General features: G+C 52.9%; 8 protein-coding genes, 18 tRNA genes, 3 rRNA genes and 3 pseudogenes. All 32 read left to right on the forward strand.

The features are described from left to right. Positions 1 to 861, forward strand: a 16S ribosomal RNA gene (locus V6Z81_07670); the annotation flags it as partial. A gap of 85 nt (positions 862 to 946) precedes the next feature. Then, positions 947 to 1,018, forward strand: a tRNA-Val gene (locus tag V6Z81_07675). A 10-nt stretch (positions 1,019 to 1,028) separates the two neighbouring features. After that, positions 1,029 to 3,558, forward strand: a 23S ribosomal RNA gene (locus V6Z81_07680). Between the two features lie 33 nt (positions 3,559 to 3,591). Then, positions 3,592 to 3,662, forward strand: a tRNA-Leu gene (locus V6Z81_07685). Further along, positions 3,663 to 3,956 (forward strand): NADH-quinone oxidoreductase subunit NuoK, encoded by a 294-nt coding sequence (gene nuoK / locus V6Z81_07690; protein MEG9862363.1) that lies wholly within the window; start codon positions 3,663 to 3,665, stop codon positions 3,954 to 3,956. An 87-nt stretch (positions 3,957 to 4,043) separates the two neighbouring features. Further along, a pseudogene (locus V6Z81_07695) lies at positions 4,044 to 5,291 on the forward strand (cytochrome c oxidase subunit 1). 331 nt (positions 5,292 to 5,622) lie between these two features. Further along, a complete protein-coding gene (locus V6Z81_07700) occupies positions 5,623 to 6,471 on the forward strand; it encodes an NADH-quinone oxidoreductase subunit H (protein MEG9862364.1) in 849 nt (282 codons plus the stop codon). 354 nt (positions 6,472 to 6,825) lie between these two features. Then, positions 6,826 to 6,897: transfer RNA gene (locus V6Z81_07705), tRNA-Asn, on the forward strand. Positions 6,898 to 6,899: 2 nt separating this feature from the next. Next, a tRNA-Glu gene (locus V6Z81_07710) sits at positions 6,900 to 6,970 on the forward strand. Between the two features lie 34 nt (positions 6,971 to 7,004). Next, positions 7,005 to 7,226 (forward strand): ATPase C chain family protein, encoded by a 222-nt coding sequence (locus V6Z81_07715; GenBank protein MEG9862365.1) that lies wholly within the window; start codon positions 7,005 to 7,007, stop codon positions 7,224 to 7,226. A 48-nt stretch (positions 7,227 to 7,274) separates the two neighbouring features. Further along, positions 7,275 to 7,346: transfer RNA gene (locus V6Z81_07720), tRNA-Ala, on the forward strand. Between the two features lie 11 nt (positions 7,347 to 7,357). Further along, positions 7,358 to 7,442: transfer RNA gene (locus V6Z81_07725), tRNA-Ser, on the forward strand. Positions 7,443 to 7,449: 7 nt separating this feature from the next. Further along, positions 7,450 to 7,521, forward strand: a tRNA-Asp gene (locus tag V6Z81_07730). 11 nt (positions 7,522 to 7,532) lie between these two features. Continuing rightward, positions 7,533 to 7,603, forward strand: a tRNA-Cys gene (locus tag V6Z81_07735). A gap of 13 nt (positions 7,604 to 7,616) precedes the next feature. Then, a tRNA-Ser gene (locus V6Z81_07740) sits at positions 7,617 to 7,689 on the forward strand. A gap of 170 nt (positions 7,690 to 7,859) precedes the next feature. After that, positions 7,860 to 7,931: transfer RNA gene (locus V6Z81_07745), tRNA-Met, on the forward strand. A 336-nt stretch (positions 7,932 to 8,267) separates the two neighbouring features. Continuing rightward, the gene (locus V6Z81_07750) at positions 8,268 to 9,098 is read left to right on the forward strand and encodes a proton-conducting transporter membrane subunit (protein ID MEG9862366.1); all 831 of its coding nucleotides are present in this window, start codon (positions 8,268 to 8,270) and stop codon (positions 9,096 to 9,098) included. A gap of 819 nt (positions 9,099 to 9,917) precedes the next feature. Further along, positions 9,918 to 10,727 carry a proton-conducting transporter membrane subunit gene (locus V6Z81_07755; protein MEG9862367.1) on the forward strand — a complete coding sequence of 270 codons (810 nt, stop codon included), beginning with the start codon at positions 9,918 to 9,920 and terminating at the stop codon, positions 10,725 to 10,727. A gap of 21 nt (positions 10,728 to 10,748) precedes the next feature. Next, a complete protein-coding gene (locus V6Z81_07760; protein ID MEG9862368.1) occupies positions 10,749 to 11,126 on the forward strand; it encodes a hypothetical protein in 378 nt (125 codons plus the stop codon). Between the two features lie 221 nt (positions 11,127 to 11,347). Further along, positions 11,348 to 11,418: transfer RNA gene (locus V6Z81_07765), tRNA-Arg, on the forward strand. 279 nt (positions 11,419 to 11,697) lie between these two features. Further along, positions 11,698 to 12,135 (forward strand): annotated as a pseudogene (locus V6Z81_07770) (cytochrome c oxidase subunit II). A gap of 188 nt (positions 12,136 to 12,323) precedes the next feature. Further along, positions 12,324 to 13,100 (forward strand): F0F1 ATP synthase subunit A, encoded by a 777-nt coding sequence (atpB, locus tag V6Z81_07775; GenBank protein MEG9862369.1) that lies wholly within the window; start codon positions 12,324 to 12,326, stop codon positions 13,098 to 13,100. Positions 13,101 to 14,052: 952 nt separating this feature from the next. Continuing rightward, a tRNA-Gly gene (locus V6Z81_07780) sits at positions 14,053 to 14,124 on the forward strand. A gap of 693 nt (positions 14,125 to 14,817) precedes the next feature. After that, positions 14,818 to 15,264 (forward strand): annotated as a pseudogene (locus V6Z81_07785) (hypothetical protein). A gap of 1,451 nt (positions 15,265 to 16,715) precedes the next feature. Continuing rightward, positions 16,716 to 16,787: transfer RNA gene (locus V6Z81_07790), tRNA-His, on the forward strand. A 21-nt stretch (positions 16,788 to 16,808) separates the two neighbouring features. After that, a tRNA-OTHER gene (locus tag V6Z81_07795) sits at positions 16,809 to 16,879 on the forward strand. A gap of 1,052 nt (positions 16,880 to 17,931) precedes the next feature. After that, positions 17,932 to 18,324 carry a hypothetical protein gene (locus V6Z81_07800; protein MEG9862370.1) on the forward strand — a complete coding sequence of 131 codons (393 nt, stop codon included), beginning with the start codon at positions 17,932 to 17,934 and terminating at the stop codon, positions 18,322 to 18,324. Positions 18,325 to 18,489: 165 nt separating this feature from the next. Then, positions 18,490 to 18,560, forward strand: a tRNA-Pro gene (locus tag V6Z81_07805). 13 nt (positions 18,561 to 18,573) lie between these two features. Continuing rightward, positions 18,574 to 18,646, forward strand: a tRNA-Ile gene (locus tag V6Z81_07810). 36 nt (positions 18,647 to 18,682) lie between these two features. Further along, positions 18,683 to 18,754: transfer RNA gene (locus tag V6Z81_07815), tRNA-Tyr, on the forward strand. Continuing rightward, positions 18,754 to 18,825 (forward strand) — tRNA-Met (locus tag V6Z81_07820). Before V6Z81_07815 ends, V6Z81_07820 begins: the two co-directional genes overlap by 1 nt. A gap of 165 nt (positions 18,826 to 18,990) precedes the next feature. Further along, a 16S ribosomal RNA gene (locus V6Z81_07825) occupies positions 18,991 to 19,573 on the forward strand; the annotation flags it as partial.

The following is a 19,573-nucleotide window of genomic DNA, read 5'->3' on the forward strand; positions in this document are numbered from 1 at the left end:
AGTGTCGTGGGCCGGTGCGGGGGTTGATGGAGCCGTCCAAGGAGCAGTAAAATGCATAGAGATGAGCGGGAACACCGAAGGCGCAGGCGATCGATCGGGGCCGGCCCATTGGCTAAAGCACGAACGCATGGAGACCGAACAGGATTAGAGACCCTGGTAGCCCGTGCAGTAAACTATGTACCTTAGTCGGTAAGACCAAGCGAACGCGAAAGGTACCGCCTGCATAGTACGGCCGCAAGGCTGAAACGTAAACAAACAGGCGGTTCATCAACCCATTAGAGGGGCGTGTAGCTTAAAACGATGATCCGCGTTGGACCTTACCAGAGCTTGAATGGGCAATAGGCGGTTGCGCTGCAGGCGAGTTGCCTATGCCTACAGGTGTTGCATGGCCGTTGTCAGCCCGTGCAGTGATGGACAGAACGGGCCTAACCCTTGTTCGGCCTAACACCACGGCGCAGGGGCGCCTGGGCCGGGCTATGGACGAAGGCTGGTCGTTATGGCCCTAATGCTCTGGGCAGCGTATGCGCCACATTGCATAGACAATGGGTGTTCAAATAAGGCAGTCCAAAAATTAATGGCCAACTGTTGTCTGAAACGGCAATGCATGCAGTCGGATTTAAATGTAATCGTATAGCAGCGCGTTACGGTGAATGCGGCACTGATGTTCGTACTAATCGCCCGTCAACTCGACCGAGTGCCAGGCCTGGAAGGGCGCACTGGCGCTCAAAGCGCCAAGGGGCGCCTAGGCACCTAAGGGATGGGGCGCGTGGGGACGCCGGTGCGTCGGAACGGTGAGGCATAAGATGGAGTAAGTCGTAACACAGTTAGCGTACTGGAAGGTGCGCTAGGACTAAGGGCTCTTACGGCACAATTGGGTGTGCAATCGCCTTTTAAGCGATAGGGTGTTGGTTCGAGTCCAGCTAAGGGCGGGGGGGCTCGATCCCCTTGGCGCTTAGCTCAACGGGAGAGTGTCGTGCTTACATCACGAGGGTTATGGGTTCAAATCCCTTAGTGCCAAGGGGGCTTACTGGTAGTAAAATAAGGCGAGCGGGCGGACGACTAGGATCGGCCGAAGGCCAATGGCGTAGACGAGTCCACGAGAGACCGGCTGGGCCGGGGTTCCATTAGCTCAAAAGGGCCAGCAAGCCGGCCGATTGGGAACCGAATCATCTAAGTACCATGAGGCCCAATCAAGCGAGCGACCGTTAGTAGCGTTGAGCGATCGCGGTTCGATGGGCAGTTAGCATGGAAGGTAACAGGCCTGTAGTGCCCGGTCATCGCGCAAGCGGGGCTCACCCCAGAACGAAGGCGCCTAAGCGCCTCGCCCTCATGCCTAAGTAGAACGATTTGAATGTAGGTGACCCATACATCTAACGGCGAGGTCGGGGGGGCCGACCGACGCGCGCAGTGGCCCAGCCCAACGGGCGATACCGATAGTGCACAGTACCGTTAGGGAAAGTTGAAATAGCGGTGAAACAGAACCAGAACCCCGTATGGCGGATAGCAGTCGGGAGTCGACGTACCTCTTGCATAATGGGCCCGCTAGTAACGCATTTGGCAAAATTAAGTTTTATAGACGCAGTTGCAGCGACAGCAAGTCCGAAAGGGCGCAAGTCAAATGGGCCCGAAACGCAGTGATCTAGTCATGGCCAGTCTGAACAGGCCTAACGGCGTAGGGAAGGGCGTAGCGGTTAGTGTAGCAAAACTATCGTGCGAGCCGTGACTAGCGGTAATATGCCAACCAAACTGCGCGATAGCTGGTTCTCTGCGAAAGCTATTTTAGTAGGGCGCTGTGGCGAGGTTGTTCGTGTACGGTAGTGCAATGAGAGTACGATAGCTAACAATGTACATTGAACGCCGCACAGCAGTCGGACAGTCGGTGCGAACGTCGATTGTCAAAGGGGAAACAGCCCAAACCATTAGCTAAGGCCGTTAATTAGGACTGAGTGTTTAAGGGCGTGTGCGCGTTATAGCAACGGGCGTGTGGGCTTGGAGCCGGCCATCATTGATAGATTACGTAACAGTTCACCCAACGAACGCAAATGGCCCAACAATTAAGGCGGCTGCAGCCTAAGCCGAAGCTATGGGCCAAGCACCGAGGTTCCAGCTTGGCGGTAGCAGGGCGCGCTATAGGGGGTGTGCGGATAGCGCAAGCATAGTGGTTAGTGCTGATAATGCGGGCATGAGTAAATAACAATGTGCAAACCATTGATCATGGCCCTAGGTTTCCGGTACAACGACCGTCCGTACTGGGTTAGACAGCCCCTAAGCGGCGTGCAGCCGATGGGTGCGCCAGCCAGACGGCTAGCTTCAGAACACTGTACTAAACCTAACGCAAGTGGGCGCAAGTGATGGTGTAAGTTGTGTTAAGGAACTTGGCAAAATGCCGCCGTACGTTCGCAATAAGGCGGGCCGGTCGGGCCGGGCTCAGCCCTAGCAAGGCCGGTTTCAGATATAAGAGGGTGTCGACTGTTTACTAAAAACATAGCCATTAGCAAAGGGCCCGGGGCCGGACGTATTGATGGTGATGCCTGCCCAGTGACTGTATCAAAAACTGGGGGATGAATAACCATTCCTTAATCAATGACAGTTAAACGGCCGCGGTAACTCTGACCGTGTTAATGTAGCGCAATCAATAGCCTTTTAATTGATGGCACGTATGAATGGCGTAACGAGCGCCCTCCTGTCTCAATGCAACAACCAACGAAATTGGACTAATAGTGCAGATACTATATAAGGGCTGTCAGACAAGTAGACCCTATCGAGCTTTACTGGACACTGGTGCGGCCTGGTTTAGCGCATAGATTTAAGGCAGCTAGACGGGCTAAAATCGGATATGGGCGGCGGTATGATATAACTGCCCATTGAACCGCGGGGCGATTGACAGTTGCTAGTCCGACAGTTTGGCTGGGGCGGCCGACTGCTAAACAGTAACGCAGTTCGTGCATAAGGTCGCACACACAATAGACCAGCCGGCCTGACAGTAAGGGGGACTGCCGAACTGACACAGCTAAGGGCGGGGGCCGGCCATCGGGTGTGGGCTATAGTGACCCGTTAGTGCCGAATGGTGGGGCTAACGAACAACGACAACAGCTACCGTAGGGATAACAGCGTAATGCCGTTCGAGAGTGCATATCCACAACGGCGCTTGCGACATCGATGTTGAATAACGGTAACCGGCCGGTGCAGCAGCTGGCAACGGTTGGACTGTTCGTCCATTAAAACCGTACTTGATTTGAGTTTAGACCGACGTGAGTCAGGTCAGTTTCTATCTACAGCACGATCGAACCGAGCGTGTTGCGGCCGTCACGTACGAAAGGATCGACGGGTCGCCATCCAATGGCGCAGGGGGTTCCCCAGGGCTAGCCCCGGGGTGCCCCATAGCTAAGATGGACCAGATAATCGCTGACAGCAAATTAAGCGGGGGCGCCTTCTACGCCCGAGAAATGGAGCACAATTGATTTGAATGGGCGGGGGGAGACATAGTTCTAGACTAGGACGTGGATAGGGCCAAGGTGTACGAGGCAATGGCTACTAATATATGCCAATACTAGCAGAGCGGAGGTGTTAGGGCGCCCATCCAATGTTGGGGCCGTAGTAGTGTAACGGCAACACGTAAGGCTTAAAATCTAAAACAATGGGTTCAAATCCCATCTGCGGTAATGCATGCGGATGGTATGGGGTGCTTGCTGTTTGCTGTCGGGGTTACGGGTGTGCTAGTTAATCGTAATAATATATTAATAGTGGTAATGGCCATTGAGCTAATGGTTTTAGCAGTAGTGTACTGTGTTGTTATATACTCAATAGCCCTAGACAACATGGTCGGTCAGATTGCAGCGATAATAATCTTGACGGTTGCAGCCGCTGAGTCGGCAATTGGTCTGTCAATAATAGTAACGTACCATAGGGCGCGTGGTACTATAGCGGTTCGTGCGCTAAACTTGCTACGGGGTTAGTGGGCTAGGGCCAGCCCATGAGGGATGGCCCCATCGAGGGTGCGAGGGTTCCTAACAAGGTGATTATTTTCTACCAACCATAAGGATATAGGTTCCCTTTACTTGCTGTTTGGTGCATTATCTGGCATGGTCGGGACCGCGTTTAGTATCTTGATACGGCTGGAGTTGTCGGCGCCAGGGCCGATGCTGTGCGACGACCACCTGTACAATGTTATAGTGACTGCACACGCACTTGTTATGATTTTCTTCTTGGTAATGCCGGTAATGATAGGGGGGTTCGGCAATTGACTCGTGCCCTTGTACATAGGTGCGCCAGATATGGCGTTCCCGCGGTTGAATAACATTAGTTTCTGGCTGCTGCCGCCAGCATTGTTCTTGCTGCTAGGGTCGGCGTTCATTGAACAGGGCGCAGGGACTGGCTGAACAATATACCCCCCCCTATCGGGCATACTAGTGCATTCGGGCGGGTCGGTGGATATGGCTATTTTTAGCTTGCACTTGGCGGGACTGTCGTCCATATTAGGGGCAATCAACTTTATAACGACGATACTAAACATGCGTGCGCCCGGGATGACGATGGACCGGCTGCCGTTGTTTGTTTGGTCCATACTTGTAACAGTGGTGCTGTTGCTGTTATCGCTGCCGGTGCTGGCTGGCGCAATAACAATGTTATTGACAGATCGGAACTTTAACACAACGTTCTTTGACCCGGAGGGGGGCGGCGACCCGATATTGTTTCAGCATTTGTTTTGGTTTTTCGGCCATCCCGAAGTGTATATACTGATTCTACCAGGATTTGGCATCGTGTCGCAGATAGTGCCAGTGTTTGCGGGGAAAGAAACCGTGTTTGGCTATTTAGGCATGGTTTATGCGATGGTTTCGATAGGGGTCCTGGGGTTCATAGTATGGGCGCACCATATGTTTGTTGTAGGTATGGATGTTGATACGCGTGCATATTTTACAGCAGCAACAATGATCATAGCGGTGCCGACCGGCATCAAAATATTTAGCTGGGTAGCGACTATATATGGGGGGTCAGTACGGCTGTGCACTCCTATGCTCTGGGCCATGGGGTTCATATTTTTATTTACAATTGGGGGGTTGACCGGCATAGTGCTGTCGAATAGCGCATTAGACGTTGCGTTGCACGATACATACTATGTAGTTGGCCATTTTCATTATGTGCTCAGCCTGGGGGCGGTGTTTGCAATCTTTGGTGCCTTTTATTACTGGTTTGGGGTTATAACCGGTTATGCATATAACGAGCTGTACGGGAAAGTGCATTTTATGGTAATGTTTATGGGCGTGAATTTAACGTTTATGCCACAGCACTGACTAGGGCTAGCGGGGATGCCGAGGCGCTATTCGGACTATCCGGACAGCTATGCTGGCTGGCATTTGATCAGTTCGACGGGGTCGATAGTGTCGTTAATGTCGGTGCTTTGATTTGTGTACTTAGTATACGAGGCATTCGAGCACAAGCGGCCATTTAGTCAGTATACACCAGATGAATCGATTTGGACCTTAGAGTGGGCGCATCCGACACCGCCTGAATGACACACCTACAACTCCTCACCGTACGTCTTGGAGGGGGGTATGAGTGTGAGGTGGGAAGAGAAGTTATATATCTTCCCCCTCTGGAACCAAACGCGCCAGGGGCCGGCGCATGGCAGCAGCGGGTGTAAAAATAATGGCAATAATAGTACCATTGCTAGTTAGCGTTGCATACATGACGTTAGCCGAGCGCAAAGTCCTGGGGTATGTTCAGCGCCGGCGTGGGCCTAACGTAATAGGCGCATATGGCCTAGTGCAACCAATAGCCGATGGTATAAAGTTGTTTATTAAAGAACTAGTCGTACCGTGCCAGGCGAATGCGGTCATTTATGTACTGGCGCCTGTGATTGCATTAACACTCGCGATCGCCGCATGGGCAGCGATCCCCTATGGGAAAGGGCAGGTGTTGAGTGACATAGATGTTGGAGTCATGTACATATTGGCTGTGTCCGGCATTAGCGTGTATGCTGTACTAATGTCTGGCTGGTCTAGCAATTCAAAATATGCGCTGTTAGGCGCAATACGTGCAACTGCGCAAATGATTAGCTATGAGGTGTCAATCGGCCTAATAGTATTGGCGGTCGTGCTGTGTGTTGGTTCGTTAAATTTATCTGAAATTGGTCGGGCCCAATGCGACATTTGGTACGTACTGCCGTTGCTGCCGGCTGCGGCGCTCTATGTGGTGTCGGCTTTGGCCGAAACGAATAGAGCGCCGTTTGACCTAACTGAAGGGGAATCGGAACTAGTCTCTGGGTTTAATGTTGATTATGCAAGCATGGGTTTCGCGTTGTTTTTTTTGGCTGAGTATGCCAACATTATATTAATGACTGTGTTTGGCGTCGTGCTGTTTCTCGGGCCCGGCTGCCAAGGGCCTAAGGCGTCCGTTATCGTGTTTTGGTTTATATGGGTGCGCGCATCGCTGCCACGTGTGCGGTACGACCAGCTAATGTCGCTGCTATGAAAGACGTATTTACCGTTTAGCCTGGGCTACCTGGTACTCGTGTCCAGTGCGCTAATTGGGCTTAATGGGCTGGCCCCGTTCTAGGGAGGGGCAACGCCGGTTAACAACTACATCGGGGGGCTACGCCCCGCCAGCTCCCCTCCTTGTGGCTCACCCATTAGGGATTGGCCAAATGGTACGGCATGTAGGTTTGATCTATACGACTATGGGTTCGACTCCCTTATCCCTAGCTAGCGCGGCAGGCCCTCTCATATTGAAGGGCTTAGGTTAACGGCAGACTGGTAGCCTTCAAAGTTACGTGCGTTAGTTCGACTCTAGCAGCCCTTGCAATGAGCAAGGGTGGCCAGCGGGGCCTCTACGGTAGCTTAACGGTAAAGCGGTTAGCTGTTAACTAAAAGCATGCCAGTTCGAGCCTGGTCGGTAGAGCGGGGGCCATAGTGCAATGGTAGTACGACAGGCTTTCGTCCAGTAGACAGGGGTTCGATACCCTTTGGCCCTGTGGGGGGTTGGCCCTGCGTGTGATAGTCGAGCTATTGAGTGTAGCGAAATTTGTCGGAGCCGGTTGCGCTACAATTGGTGTTGCCGGCAGCGGCGCTGGCATTGGTACGGTGTTTGGCAGCCTGATCCAGGGCTTTGCACGCAATCCAATGCTTAAGCAGCAGTTGTTTACGTACACAATACTGGGGTTTGCCCTATCGGAGGCTATGGGCCTGTTTGCACTAATGATCGCGTTTTTAATACTATTTGGCCTGTAACGAATGGCAGGCGGCGGCCGTCGGCCCCCCGGGGGCTACTTCTCCGCTGGGGCCTTAGTTTAATGGTAGGGCATTTGCGTTGCAAGCAACACGGTATAGGATCAAGACCTATAGGTCCCGCCCGCCCCGGTGGGGGGCTGGCAGAGCGGTTTAATGCACCGGTTTTGAAAACCGGCAGGCCCATAGGGCTCATGGGTTCAAATCCCATGCCTCTCTGTAGTAGGGGGTGGTAGTTAAAGTGGTATAATGTCTGATTGTCATTCGGCTATTATGGGTTCAATTCCCGTCCATCTCGGCCCGGCCGCGGGCGCTGTAGTACAGTGGTGTGCGTGCGTTCGCAGAACGCAGCGACGTGGGTTCGATACCCGCCGGCGCCTGCTGGGGGTGAGCGACGGTATGGCTGAGAGGGTAAGGCAGTAGTTTGCTAAACAATAGCTCATGGGTTCAATTCCCATTACCGTCGTGCGTGGCGATGCGCCGATTGGGAGGGGCTTTCTAACACCTCACCGTCTCTTCTTATCTTCCTTATTAGCTTAATGGTGGAGCGGTTGTGTTCTAAGCAACAGATTAGGGTTCGACCCCCTAATAAGGGCAACCGGAGTTGCGGGGCGGCCAGGTGGGGGCTTCGGCTGCCGCAGGGTAGATTAATCGGCAGATTGCCAGGCTCATGATCTGATGGTGTTGGTTCAAACCCAACCCTTGCGTAGTGTGGTTCAGCATGGCGTTGTTTCCCCGCTCCCTATGTGAGCAGTCATTTGAACGAGTCCAGAGTTGCTATTGTGCGTGCTCATCCTGGCATTGGTGCCGTACAGCATAAAGTGGCCGACATGGCGGGCATCTGTGTGCGCATCCGTTACGGTTAGCGTGTTGACGGTCTATTGGTGGAGCGCCAACGGCGCCCCGGGGCTGTGGGTGCAATGGTCGGGAGGGTTGTTAATGGTTAACAGCTGATCAATAGTGTCTAAGGTAACGATAGCCCTAGGTGCATCATCAATATCCGTGTTAAACAAGGGTCGTGCTGCAGTGCCGTCCGTGCTGCTAATGATAGTCCTGCTTGGGTCGCTGCTATTAGGATCGGCCATAAACTGGGTGTCCGTATACTTGGCAATGGAACTGCAAACCCTGGCGCTGTTTGTACTAGTTGCACTAAGCACCGATAACGCATATGGCGCAGAGGGCGGCCTAAAATATTATGTATTGGGCGCAGTATCGACCGGTCTGTTTTTGTTTGGGTGTGCGCTGTTGTATGGCACAACGGGCGAAACGGGCGTGCAAGCCGTTCACCTCTTATCAATGGCATTGGGGGGCATAGCCCCCGCGCTACCGCAGACATTTATAACAGCAGCGCTGTTGTTTAAGCTAGCAGCAGCGCCATTTCATATGTGGGCGCCCGACGTATATGAAGGCGCGCCAACAATTGTAACGGCTTTGCTGGCGACGGTGCCTAAGGCGGCCGTCTTTGCGATACTGGTCCAGATTGGGCCCGTTATGCATGTTGTGTGGTTTTGTGCAATATTGTCAATGGCGTATGGCTCGTTGGGTGCGTTAAACCAAACGCGCATAAAGCGGCTAATGGCGTACAGCGGCATTGGGCATGCAGGTTTTATGTTGTTTGGAATAGGGATTGGGTCATTTAGTAGCATGCAGGCCAGCACGGTCTATTTGTTAGTCTATATGGTAATGGCTGTTTGCAGTTTTGCGGTAATCCTGGCACTATACGAGCCCGAAGGGGCTCGGGGCCGCCCTCGGCGGCCCCTGTTGGCCGGGCTGAACGGGCTGTCGACAGCCAATCCAGTAATGGCTGGAACGGTGGCGTTGGTGTTTTTCTCAATTGCAGGCATACCACCGTTAATGGGCTTTTTGGGGAAGTGACTAGTGCTATTGGCCGGCATGACGGCCAAGCATTATTTAGTGTGCATTATAGCCGTAACGAGCTCAGTGATTGCCGCCGTATACTATGTGCGGGTTGTGCTGGTGGCATATGCCTACGACGGGCATAGGGCCGGCCAGCGGGCCTATGGCCCCGCCGCTACTTATGGGTATAAGGAGGGGGAACGCCCCACCCCCCATCAAGCCGTTATAATGGGCCTGTGCCTGTACGTTATAATGTTTGGGTTAATGGTGCCTAATTTGATGTTGCAAATAGCACACGATGCTGTGATTGGGTTATATTAACGTAGCGGGGGCGGTGAATATTCAAGATGTGAGATGGTGTTATCGCCCTTAGAAAGCACCTCACCCCATATTATTAATCATTTAATGTACCTATTAGTGCTAGTGCTGCCCCTATGTGGTGCGATGGTTGCTGGATTGTTTGGTCGAACGATCGGGTCAAAGGGGGCCGGAACTGTGACGTCGGGGTGTATGGTGCTCAGTGCGACAGTTGCCGGTCTAATTTTTTATGAATCGGCAGTTAATGGTAGTCCGGCGTACGTGCGCGTATGACGGTGATTTGATATAGGGCCAGTAGCGGCCGGATTTGAATTGCAATTTGACGGCTTAACCGCGATCATGCTAGTTGTCGTCGTTGGTGTGTCTGCCCTCGTCCATGTGTATTCAATCGGCTATATGTCGGGCGACCCGCACGTGCCGCGTTTTATGAGTTATTTATCATTATTTACGTTTTTAATGGTCGTGCTAGTGACCAGCAACAATTATATACAGTTGTTTATAGGGTGAGAGGGCGTAGGTCTGTGTTCGTACCTGTTAATAAACTATTGGTACAGCCGTCTAGATGCAAACCGGTCGGCCGTTAAGGCCATTTTAATAAACCGTGTGGGCGATGTGGGCCTGGTGCTGGCCATGGTGCTATTCGTGCGTGAATATGGCGCACTAGACTATTCGGCGTTGTGTTGCGCCGCGCCCTTGGCGGGCGGCGTAGCCCCCCAGGGCCACCTTGGGTGCCTCAGTTTGCTGTTGCTAATCGGTACGGCCGGAAAATCAGCACAATTAGGCCTGCACACCTGGTTGCCGGACGCGATGGAGGGTCCAACGCCGGTATCGGCGCTAATTCATGCGGCGACGATGGTAACGGCGGGCGTGTTTTTATTGATTAGGTCTGGGCCGCTGTTTGAATGCGCGCCGTTGGCGCTTACGGCCGTGACCCTATTGGGCGGGCTGACGGCGTTTTTTGGCGCAACGACCGGGGCAGTGCAGAACGATATCAAAAAGGTGATCGCCTATTCGACGTGCAGTCAGCTGGGCTATATGGTAATGGCATGCGGTGCGTCTAGTTATGCAGTTGGCCTGAGTCACTTGGTGGGCCATGCGTTCTTTAAGGCGCTGTTGTTTATGAGTGCCGGGACGGTCATTCATGCCGTTAACGATGAACAGGACATGCGCCGATTGGGCGGCCTAATAGTCCCAATGCCGTTTACATACGCAATGATTTTGATAGGCTCGCTATCGTTAATGGGCGTGCCGTTTTTAGCTGGGTTCTATTCAAAAGAACTGGTTATAGAGCTCATGTATGGCCGGTACGATATTGGGCTGGCTTACTGACTGGGTAGTCTGTCCGCGTTATTGACTGCATACTATTCGGTACGGCTGATTTATCTAACATTCATAACGGACACCAACACACAGGCTAGGGTGTTTAAGCAGTCAAAGGAGGGGGCGATAGTCATGTTGGGGCCGTTAGCGCTATTGGCCGTTGGCAGCATATGTACGGGCTATTTGGCCAAAGAGCAGGTACTGGCCAACGTGCTGGTGCCGGTTGTACCTAGTACAATCCAATGGATGCCGTTAGTGCTAGGGGCAATGGGCGGGCTGGCCGCCCATGCAGTGCATGCAAGTGTCGTCGGACCGGCCCGGGGGGGGGCCCGGCCGCTGGCGCCCCTTATGGGGGCCTATGCGTTTTTTAGTAGTGCGTGGCAGTGCAATTTTGTAATAAATCATTGACTGGTCCGGTATGCATTTAAAATGGGCCAGACGGCAACGTACCGATCCATAGATAGAGGCCTATTAGAGTGGGTCGGACCGACCGGGCTGGTTCAAGTGGGCATACGATTAACACAGCAAATCAGTAATGGGCAGGTTTACCTGCCCAACTATGCGCTGATGATGGTTGTGTTTGCGGGTGTGTTTGCCCTTGCGGGGGGGTACGCCCAAGGTTTCACCCAATGCCTATAGTTTAAAGGCAAAATACCAGTGTTCGGTACTGGTGTCGGCGGTTCAAATCCGTTTAGGCATTATGCGGCCTTTTATGCACGATGCGCCTGAGCCCTGACAGTTGGGTCTACAGGATGCAGCCAGCCCAGTTATGCATGAACTGATAATGCTGCATGACCAGGTCATGTATGTGCTGGTTTTAATAGTAACCTTAGTGCTATGGCTGATGGTGCATGCGCTAACGACCAGGCACTATAACCGGTATCTACTCGATGGCACCCTGATTGAGGTGGTATGAACCCTTGTGCCGGCGCTGATACTGGTATGTATCGCGTTTCCGTCGCTAAAGCTGCTGTACGTTATGGACGATATAGTCGAACCGGCATTAACCGTTAAGGCGGTTGGTACCCAATGGTACTGGCACTATGAATATGGCGTAACCATTATTGGTGAGGTAGGGCCTGGCTTCAGCCCCATAATTGAATTCGATTCGTTCATGATCCCGACGGGCGAGTTGCTATTGGGCGAGCTGCGTTTGCTAGAGGTTGATAACAGGCTAGTTGTGCCGATCCTAACGCACGTACGCGTGCTAGTGACTGGTGCAGATGTGCTGCATTCGTGAGCAGTGCCGTCGTTGGGCGTAAAAATAGACGCCGTGCCTGGCCGGCTAAACCAAACTAGTTTCTATATAAATAGACCGGGCGCGTTTTATGGTCAGTGTTCAGAAATCTGCGGTGCGAACCATTCATTTATGCCGGTCGTAGTCGAAGGGGTTGCACTAGACAAATATGTAGCATGAGTGCATGGGGGGTAGTGAGACCGTGTGTCGGGCTCAAGGCTATCCAGAGGAGTGGGCGGTGCCGCAAGTGGACAGTGCTGCCTTTATAACGCAGCTGATTGGATTTATAGTGACGTACTATGGGCTATATGCCGTATTGGTTGGCTTAGTGTTGCCAAAAATGCAATGGCATCTGGCTATAAGGCGACATGCGCAGTAGCGCAGCATTTGCGGCCTGGGTGATAGCAGTGTATTTCGACCAGTTTGAGATAGTACGCGTGTGTGGAATGGTAACTAACGCATCGCTAATGCTAAGTTTTGCCGTAACGGTGTACTGGGTGCTATCGGGATCTACCGCGCTAGTGCCGGCTAGATGGCCTGTTGTAATAGAGCTAGTGCATAGCGCTATTGGCAGAATGGTGCACGACAATGCCGGCCCTCTGGGCCGGGGGCATTACCCGTTCATCTTAGGTCTATTTACATATTTATTAATAGTTAACGTGTTGGGTCTGTTTCCGTACGTATTTACGCCGACGGCCCATGTGGCATTAACGTTTGGTGCGTCACTAACGGTACTAATCGGTGTGACTGTAATTGGATTTAAACGCAATGGAGTCGACTATTTTAGCATACTAATGCCAAATGGCGCACCGATGGCGTTAGCGCCCATGTTGATCATAATTGAAACGGCCAGTTACCTGTCAAGAGCCATTTCGTTGGGCGTTAGGCTAGCGGCCAACCTGTCTGCCGGCCATTTGCTGTTTGCGATACTGGCCGGGTTTGGCTATCAAGGTTGTTTGATGATGCACGGCGGGCTGGTCGTTTTGAGCGCGGCACCGGTCGTAGTAATGGCGTGCATAACGGCACTAGAGTGCGGAGTAGCTGCGATACAGGCGTACGTTTTTTGCCTACTAACCACCCTATATCTGGGTGAGTGCACCATCCCCGGGGCGGGGGTGGGCATATTGGGTAACAGGCGCGCATGAATCGACAGCATTATCATCCCTTTCATATAGTTGATCCGAGCCCATGACCATACATTGGTGCATGCGGTGCGTTATTTAGTACGGCCGGGTTTGTAGTGTATTTGCACTATGGGCCAGGTTGGCTGCTGTTGGGGGGGCTGGCCCTTATAGCCATAACGATGGTTGTTTGATGACGCGACATAGTGCGCGAATCGACGTACCAAGGCAGCCATACGTTAGCTGTTCGACGGGGCCTAAGGTATGGCATTATCCTGTTCATCGTGTCAGAAATCTGTTTGTTTTTTGCGTTTTTTTGGGCGTTTTTCCATAGCAGTCTTGCGCCAGACGTAGAAATTGGCTCGGTGTGACCGCCAGTCGGGATTCAGCCGTTAAATCCCCTTGCAGTGCCGCTGCTAAACACAGCGGTGCTGTTGAGCTCGGGTGCAACAGTAACATGAGCGCACCATGCACTCATTAGCGGTCAGCGTAAATCGGCCATAGCCGGCTTGACCACGACGGTTGCGATGGGTGCGTTGTTTACGGGATTGCAAGCGATGGAATATGTTGGTTCGCCGTTTACAATATCAGATTCGGTATATGGGTCGACATTTTATTTAACAACGGGGGCACATGGGGGGCACGTGCTAGTAGGCAGTACGTTTCTATTGATATGCCTGTACCGGCTGGTCAAGCATCATTACACTAGAACGCACCATATCGGGCTTCTAGCGGCTGCATGGTATTGGCATTTTGTCGATGTTGTATGGCTGTACCTGTTTGTGCTAATGTACTGGTGAGGGGGGGCGTAGCCCCCTCCTGTCCCTAAACAGGGGAATGCCGCAGCTCGGTCCTGCCGGCCGGCGGTTCGATCCCGCCTAGGGACAATGAGTGGGGCGGGCAGGGCCACCTTGGGGTGCATTTTTTAATGAAAGAGAGATATCCATTTTAAAGACCAGCTTGAGTCAAGGATCGGGCCCATATAGTTTAGCCGGGAAAATGAGTGATTTCCAATCATTATTTGTGCGTTCGAGTCGCACTATGGGCATTGACCAAGAGAAAGAGCAGTCCGGTACTATCCATACTGAACGGGGTGGTGATAGATCTCCCAGGTCCATCGAATATTAGTTATTTATGAAATTTTGGATCCGTGCTTGGCATATGCTTAATGGGGCAAATCGTGACGGGCGTGCTACTAGCCATGCATTATTGCGTAGACGTTGATATGGCGTTTGCTTCAGTTGCGCATATAACGCGGGACGTCAATAATGGTCATGTGTTGCGGTATGTGCATGCGAACGGCGCCTCGCTGTTTTTTGCGTGCGTATATGTGCATGTGGGGAAGGGCCTATACCACGGGGGGTATAATAAGGCCCAAGTCTGAGTGGTTGGTATCGCGCTGTACGTAGTAATGGTGGTAACGGCTTTTATGGGTTACGTGCTACCGTGGGGCCAGATGTCGTTTTGAGCAGCAACCGTAATAACTAATTTGCTGAGTACCATTGGTACGGATATAGTGATCTGGGTGTGGGGGGGCTATAGCGTATCGAACGCAACACTAAACCGGTTTTATAGCCTGCACTATCTGCTGCCATTCGTGCTGGCCGCGTTAGTAGCCATTCATATAATAGCGCTGCATAGCGCAGGATCAAACAATCCGGTCGGCGTGTGATCAGACGTGGATAAAGTGCCGTTCCATCCGTACTATGTGCTTAAGGACCTGTATGGCGCTATGCTATTTATGTGGGTGTTGGCCGGACTGGCATTTATTGGACCCTATGCATTGGGGGATGCTGAAAATTATAGGCAGGCCAACGCACTAGTAACGCCGGTGCACATAGCACCTGAAGCGTACTTTTTATGGGTGTATGCCATATTACGATCAATCCCCAACAAATTGGGCGGTGTGTTAGCATTAGTGTTCAGCATAGTCGTTCTGCTGGTACTGCCGGCATTGCACACTAGCCGGCTGAAAGGGCTGCCGTTTAGGCCGATTGGCCGGTTGTTGTTTTGATCCTTGGTTGCCGATTTTGCGTTATTAACGTGGATCGGCGGGCAGCCAGTAGAGCCGCCGTACGTACTAGTAGGGCAGCTATGCTCAACATACTATTTTGGGTCTTTCTTAGTACTAGGCCCCATAGGTGGCAGACTAGAGAATTGGTTGCCAGGCGCCGTCAACAGATGTTAGGGCTGGTTTTACTAATGCCGGCACTTGGTATAGGGAATGTACTAATGGTGCGCAGGCACCAGCACAACCGGTTGAAGCGGGTTGCGCTAATATGGTCGTTGTGCGCACTAACAGCCACGAACGCGCTATGGGCGTCAATGGACAGGGGGATGGGCCTACAATGCTGGTGCCAAATGAATTGGTCGGGTAGCGGTGCGATTGTATTTGCTGTCGACGGCCTGTCGATATATTTAGTGCTATTAACGACGCTGTTGGTCCCGATATGCGTGCTAATTAGTTGGCGGTCGATTGTGTGGATGGTCAAAGAGTACGTGTTGTGCCTATTGGTTGTCGAACTGTTGTTAGTGGGCGTGTTTACTATAATGGACCTGATTGGGTTTTATGTGCTGTTTGAGTCGGTACTGATCCCAATGTTTTTAATAATAGGCGTTTGAGGGGGTCGCAGCCCATCCGGCAGGCTAGCTACGTACTATTTTGTAATGTACACCCTGGCCGGATCCGTGTTTATGCTGCTGGGGATCTTGGCCCTATATGGGTTTGCCGGTACGACAGGCTATCTGGGATTACGCAGTATGGCCATACCAACCGGCGTACAGTACTATGCGTACGTTGGGCTGTTTCTGGGCTTGGCAGTCAAAGTACCAATGATGCCGTTTCACATATGACTGCCACTAGCGCACGTTGAAGCGCCAGTGGCCGGCTCCGTGCTATTGGCCGGCGTGCTGTTAAAAATAGGTGGGTATGGCCTGATCCGGTTTGCATGATCGCTATTGCCAGGGGCGTTTGGCTATTTTGGGCCATTAGCATTAACGCTTAGCACGCTGGGCGTAATATACGGCAGTTTGACAACATGCAGACAGATCGACATGAAACGCATCGTAGCGTATTCGTCCGTCGCGCATATGGGCCTAGTAACCTTAGGCATATTTAGCCAATCGAGCCAAGGGCAGGTAGCCGCTGCGTTTTTAATGCTAGCGCACGGACTAGTAAGTTCAGCGTTGTTTATAGCAGTAACATGCCTATACGACCGGCATCAGACCCGGCTAGTTAAGTACTATCGGGGGATGACGGGAGCGATGCCGCTATTTAGCGCACTAACGCTGGCTTTAGTACTAGCCAATGCGTCGGTGCCGTTAAGCTGTAATTTTGTTGGCGAGTTTATGTCATTCGTGGCAGCATTTGGGCACAGCTCCGCGGCCGGCGTGCTGGTTGCATCTGGCATCGTGCTCTCGGCCGTGTACTCATTGTATATGTACAACCGGGTGTGCGGTGGCGCGCCATCCCGCTATGTGCACTTTTCAAGGGACTTGGCCCGCCGTGATTTCTATGTACTATTTTTACTGGTCGTGTTGGTATACGTACTGGGCATTTGGCCGTCGGTCGCTCTAAATGATATAACGGTAGCGTGCCCGCAGGGGCGGTAGCCACGAGGGCTGGCCCCCCCGCAGCGGACGGGCATAGCGCAGCGGTAGCGCAGGGTCATGTGGCGTCCAAGGCCATGGGTTCAAATCCCATTGCTCGTCCAAGGATGCACGGAGGAGGCGACCCTCGTAGTATAACGGCATTACGCCAGTCTTAGGCCTTGGGTTTATGGGTTCGACTCCCATCGAGGGGAGTGGCAATCCGGTTTATCGTGATCGTGTCGTTAATGGGTGTGTTGGCCGGCTTGCTGGTCGTCCTAGCCGCCAGCCCGGTGCGGGCGGCCCTGGGGTTAGTCACTGCATTTGTGTGTATGTCGGCCGTAATGGTCGCAGTGGGCGCCGATTTTATAGGCTTCAAGTGCATAATAGTATATGCAGGCGCGATAATTGTTGTGTTTATCTTTGTGCTGATGCTACTGAATTTGGAACCTGCGCCTAGGGTTAGGGGGCCAGCGGCCAGCCCTTATGGGCTGGCCCCCGGGGGCGCCCCCATAGCTCTGGCATTGGGCCATGCGTTATCGCATACCCTAGCCGGCAGCGGCCCCATGGCCGGGCCAATCCGCGCATGGTGCCGTACGTCGGCCGGGTGCATTGGCGATGCTTTGTACGGCTGGTCTATATACTGATTTATAATGGGGGGGCTGGTACTGCTAGCTGCATTAATGGGCGCCGTGATACTGAACCGGCCAGTGCGGGGGGCCCAGGAGGACCGGCAAGACGTGGTCCTGCAGAGGGGACGAAAAAAGAGGGGCTTGCCCAGGTAAGGGGGCTCGCGTGTGACAGCAGATGATTATATATTGATGATTTTCATCATGTCGATAGGGACATCCGTATCGGTCTTAATTGGCGGAGGTTCGTATTTTATTTCTAATAAAATACCGGACGGGGCCAAGGTTTCTGCGTACGAATGCGGATTCGATCCCTTTGGGACGGCGCGGGCTCCGCTAGCAGTGCGGTTTTTCTTAGTGGGGGTGCTTTTTATTGTATTTGATATCGAAATATCGTACGTGTTCCCCTGGACACTATCGTACAATAGGGCGGCCCCAACGGGCTATTGAGCCATGTTTGCATTTTTAATTATTTTAACAATCGGATTTCTCTATGAGTGGACCCAGGGGGGGATGGAGTGAGGGCCCCCCACCGTATGATAGCAGCCATTTGTCACTATTGTAGTGTAGCACACCACCGTGTGGGGGAAAGGTCGGTGTGCACAATTTCGCGGTTCCTAACGGAACGGGATTTAAATATGGCTGAGGCCATAAACGCGGCCCAGCCCTCTGAGAGAGGGCCAGGGGTTGATGTAGTTGAGGCAGCATCCGGTCTGGATAAGGCCTACAGAATGATTTGTGAGGTCGGGGACGACCTAGATACCAATCCTGGTCCAGCAGCCGCAGCAGCGGCTAACACCAAACTTGGGTCGGTTTTTAATCTGCTTAGGGGCGTGTCCCGTGGGGCACACGTAATGTGTGGCACAGCCGATGAGCTGGCCGATGTCGTGGACTCGGGTGTTTTATTGCACTACGTGGTCCTCTGCCGGTTGGGCAACCCTAATCTCCCCAAACCAGTGATTCACGTGGCTCGAGCCGGGATCGTCCTTACCAGGACCTATTGCTGGGGGGTGATACATGGTTACTGGTAGTTGTTTCTTCACGAATAGTTTTGCGCTGTACTACGGGGGGTATAGGAATGATTAGTTACATTAGAGCCCGGGTGAGAAAACCCGCAGGTGATGATGGGAGGTTTATACCTTATTGTAGTGTTGCACACATGTTGGGGGGGGGGTATAGGGAGGGCGCCCTCCCCTTGACGGATAGATTATAGGCAGATTCCCCGATCTGGGCTCGGGGGGTATGGGTTCGATTCCCATTCCGTCGAGGGGCCTCGCGTTGAATAAGTGGCCCAATGGGGAGGGCATGGCCTTGATAGGGCCAAGGGTGCTGGATCGATGCCAGCCTTATTCAGGTGGCCCACGTGATGAATAGCAAAGGAAGCCCCCCAGTGAGGGGGCAGGGTGGAAATGCAGCGCACTGTAAATGCGTATGTCGACGGTTCGATTCCGTCTCTCATTAGGCTGGTCGCTTAACGGGAAGGCACATGGCTCATAACTATGAGGATGTAGGTTCGATCCCTATTCAGCCTGGGCACTCGGTGGCTTAATGAAGGCGTTTACCTTGTAAGTAGAAAATGCAGGGTCATACCTGTCCGAGTGGGGGCAGGCAGAGCGGTTAAATGCACCCGAGTCTGGGTAGCTGAGAGGGTTGAGCGTTACATTGAAAATGTGAAATGTGTTGGTTCGAGTCCAATGCTAGACAATCATTTGATTGTGGTGAGCGTTTAGGCGTGCGGCACTAGTAATACATGCAAGAGCAACCCGAAGGGGTCTCGCACGGGCGAGTAGGTACCGCACAATGCCCATTGGGTGCGGCCGAGAGGGCTGCATGGGGGGCCGGGTCACCGACTCTCCTCAAATATTGATAGCCAAATGCCACGATGGTACTGCGTATCAGGTGGGCCCCCAACACGAAAGTGTAGGCCGCCAACGACGCGTAGGGCGCTTAGGCGCCTCGCACTAGCACCGAAACAAGGGCTAGACCGATTAGGGCAGCAGTATGAAGGCGTGTGCAATGTATGAAAGTACGACACCGGGCTGTCGCATTGGGGGCTGTCTAAATGCGTGCCAGCAGACGCGGCTAGACGCATAGCCCCTGTCTAACTGAAAACGGCGTAAAGGGTGCGTGGGCCAGCAAAGTGTCGTGGGCCGGTGCGGGGGTTGATGGAGCCGTCCAAGGAGCAGTAAAATGCATAGAGATGAGCGGGAACACCGAAGGCGCAGGCGATCGATCGGGGCCGGCCCATTGGCTAAAGCACGAACGCATGGAGACCGAACA

This window comes from Parvularculales bacterium (assembly GCA_036881865.1).
Lineage (GTDB): Bacteria > Pseudomonadota > Alphaproteobacteria > JAPOUT01 > JBAJNM01 > JBAJNM01.

What these genes read in the sequence shown, in the direction of transcription:
- V6Z81_07750 (MEG9862366.1), top strand. Translation starts at nt 8,268, where the DNA reads ATGATAGTCCTGCTTGGGTCGCTGCTATTAGGATCGGCCATAAACTGG.
- V6Z81_07800 (MEG9862370.1), top strand. Translation starts at nt 17,932, where the DNA reads ATGGCTGAGGCCATAAACGCGGCCCAGCCCTCTGAGAGAGGGCCAGGG.
- nuoK (MEG9862363.1), top strand. Translation starts at nt 3,663, where the DNA reads ATGCATGCGGATGGTATGGGGTGCTTGCTGTTTGCTGTCGGGGTTACG.
- atpB (MEG9862369.1), top strand. Translation starts at nt 12,324, where the DNA reads ATGCGCAGTAGCGCAGCATTTGCGGCCTGGGTGATAGCAGTGTATTTC.
- V6Z81_07700 (MEG9862364.1), top strand. Translation starts at nt 5,623, where the DNA reads ATGGCAGCAGCGGGTGTAAAAATAATGGCAATAATAGTACCATTGCTA.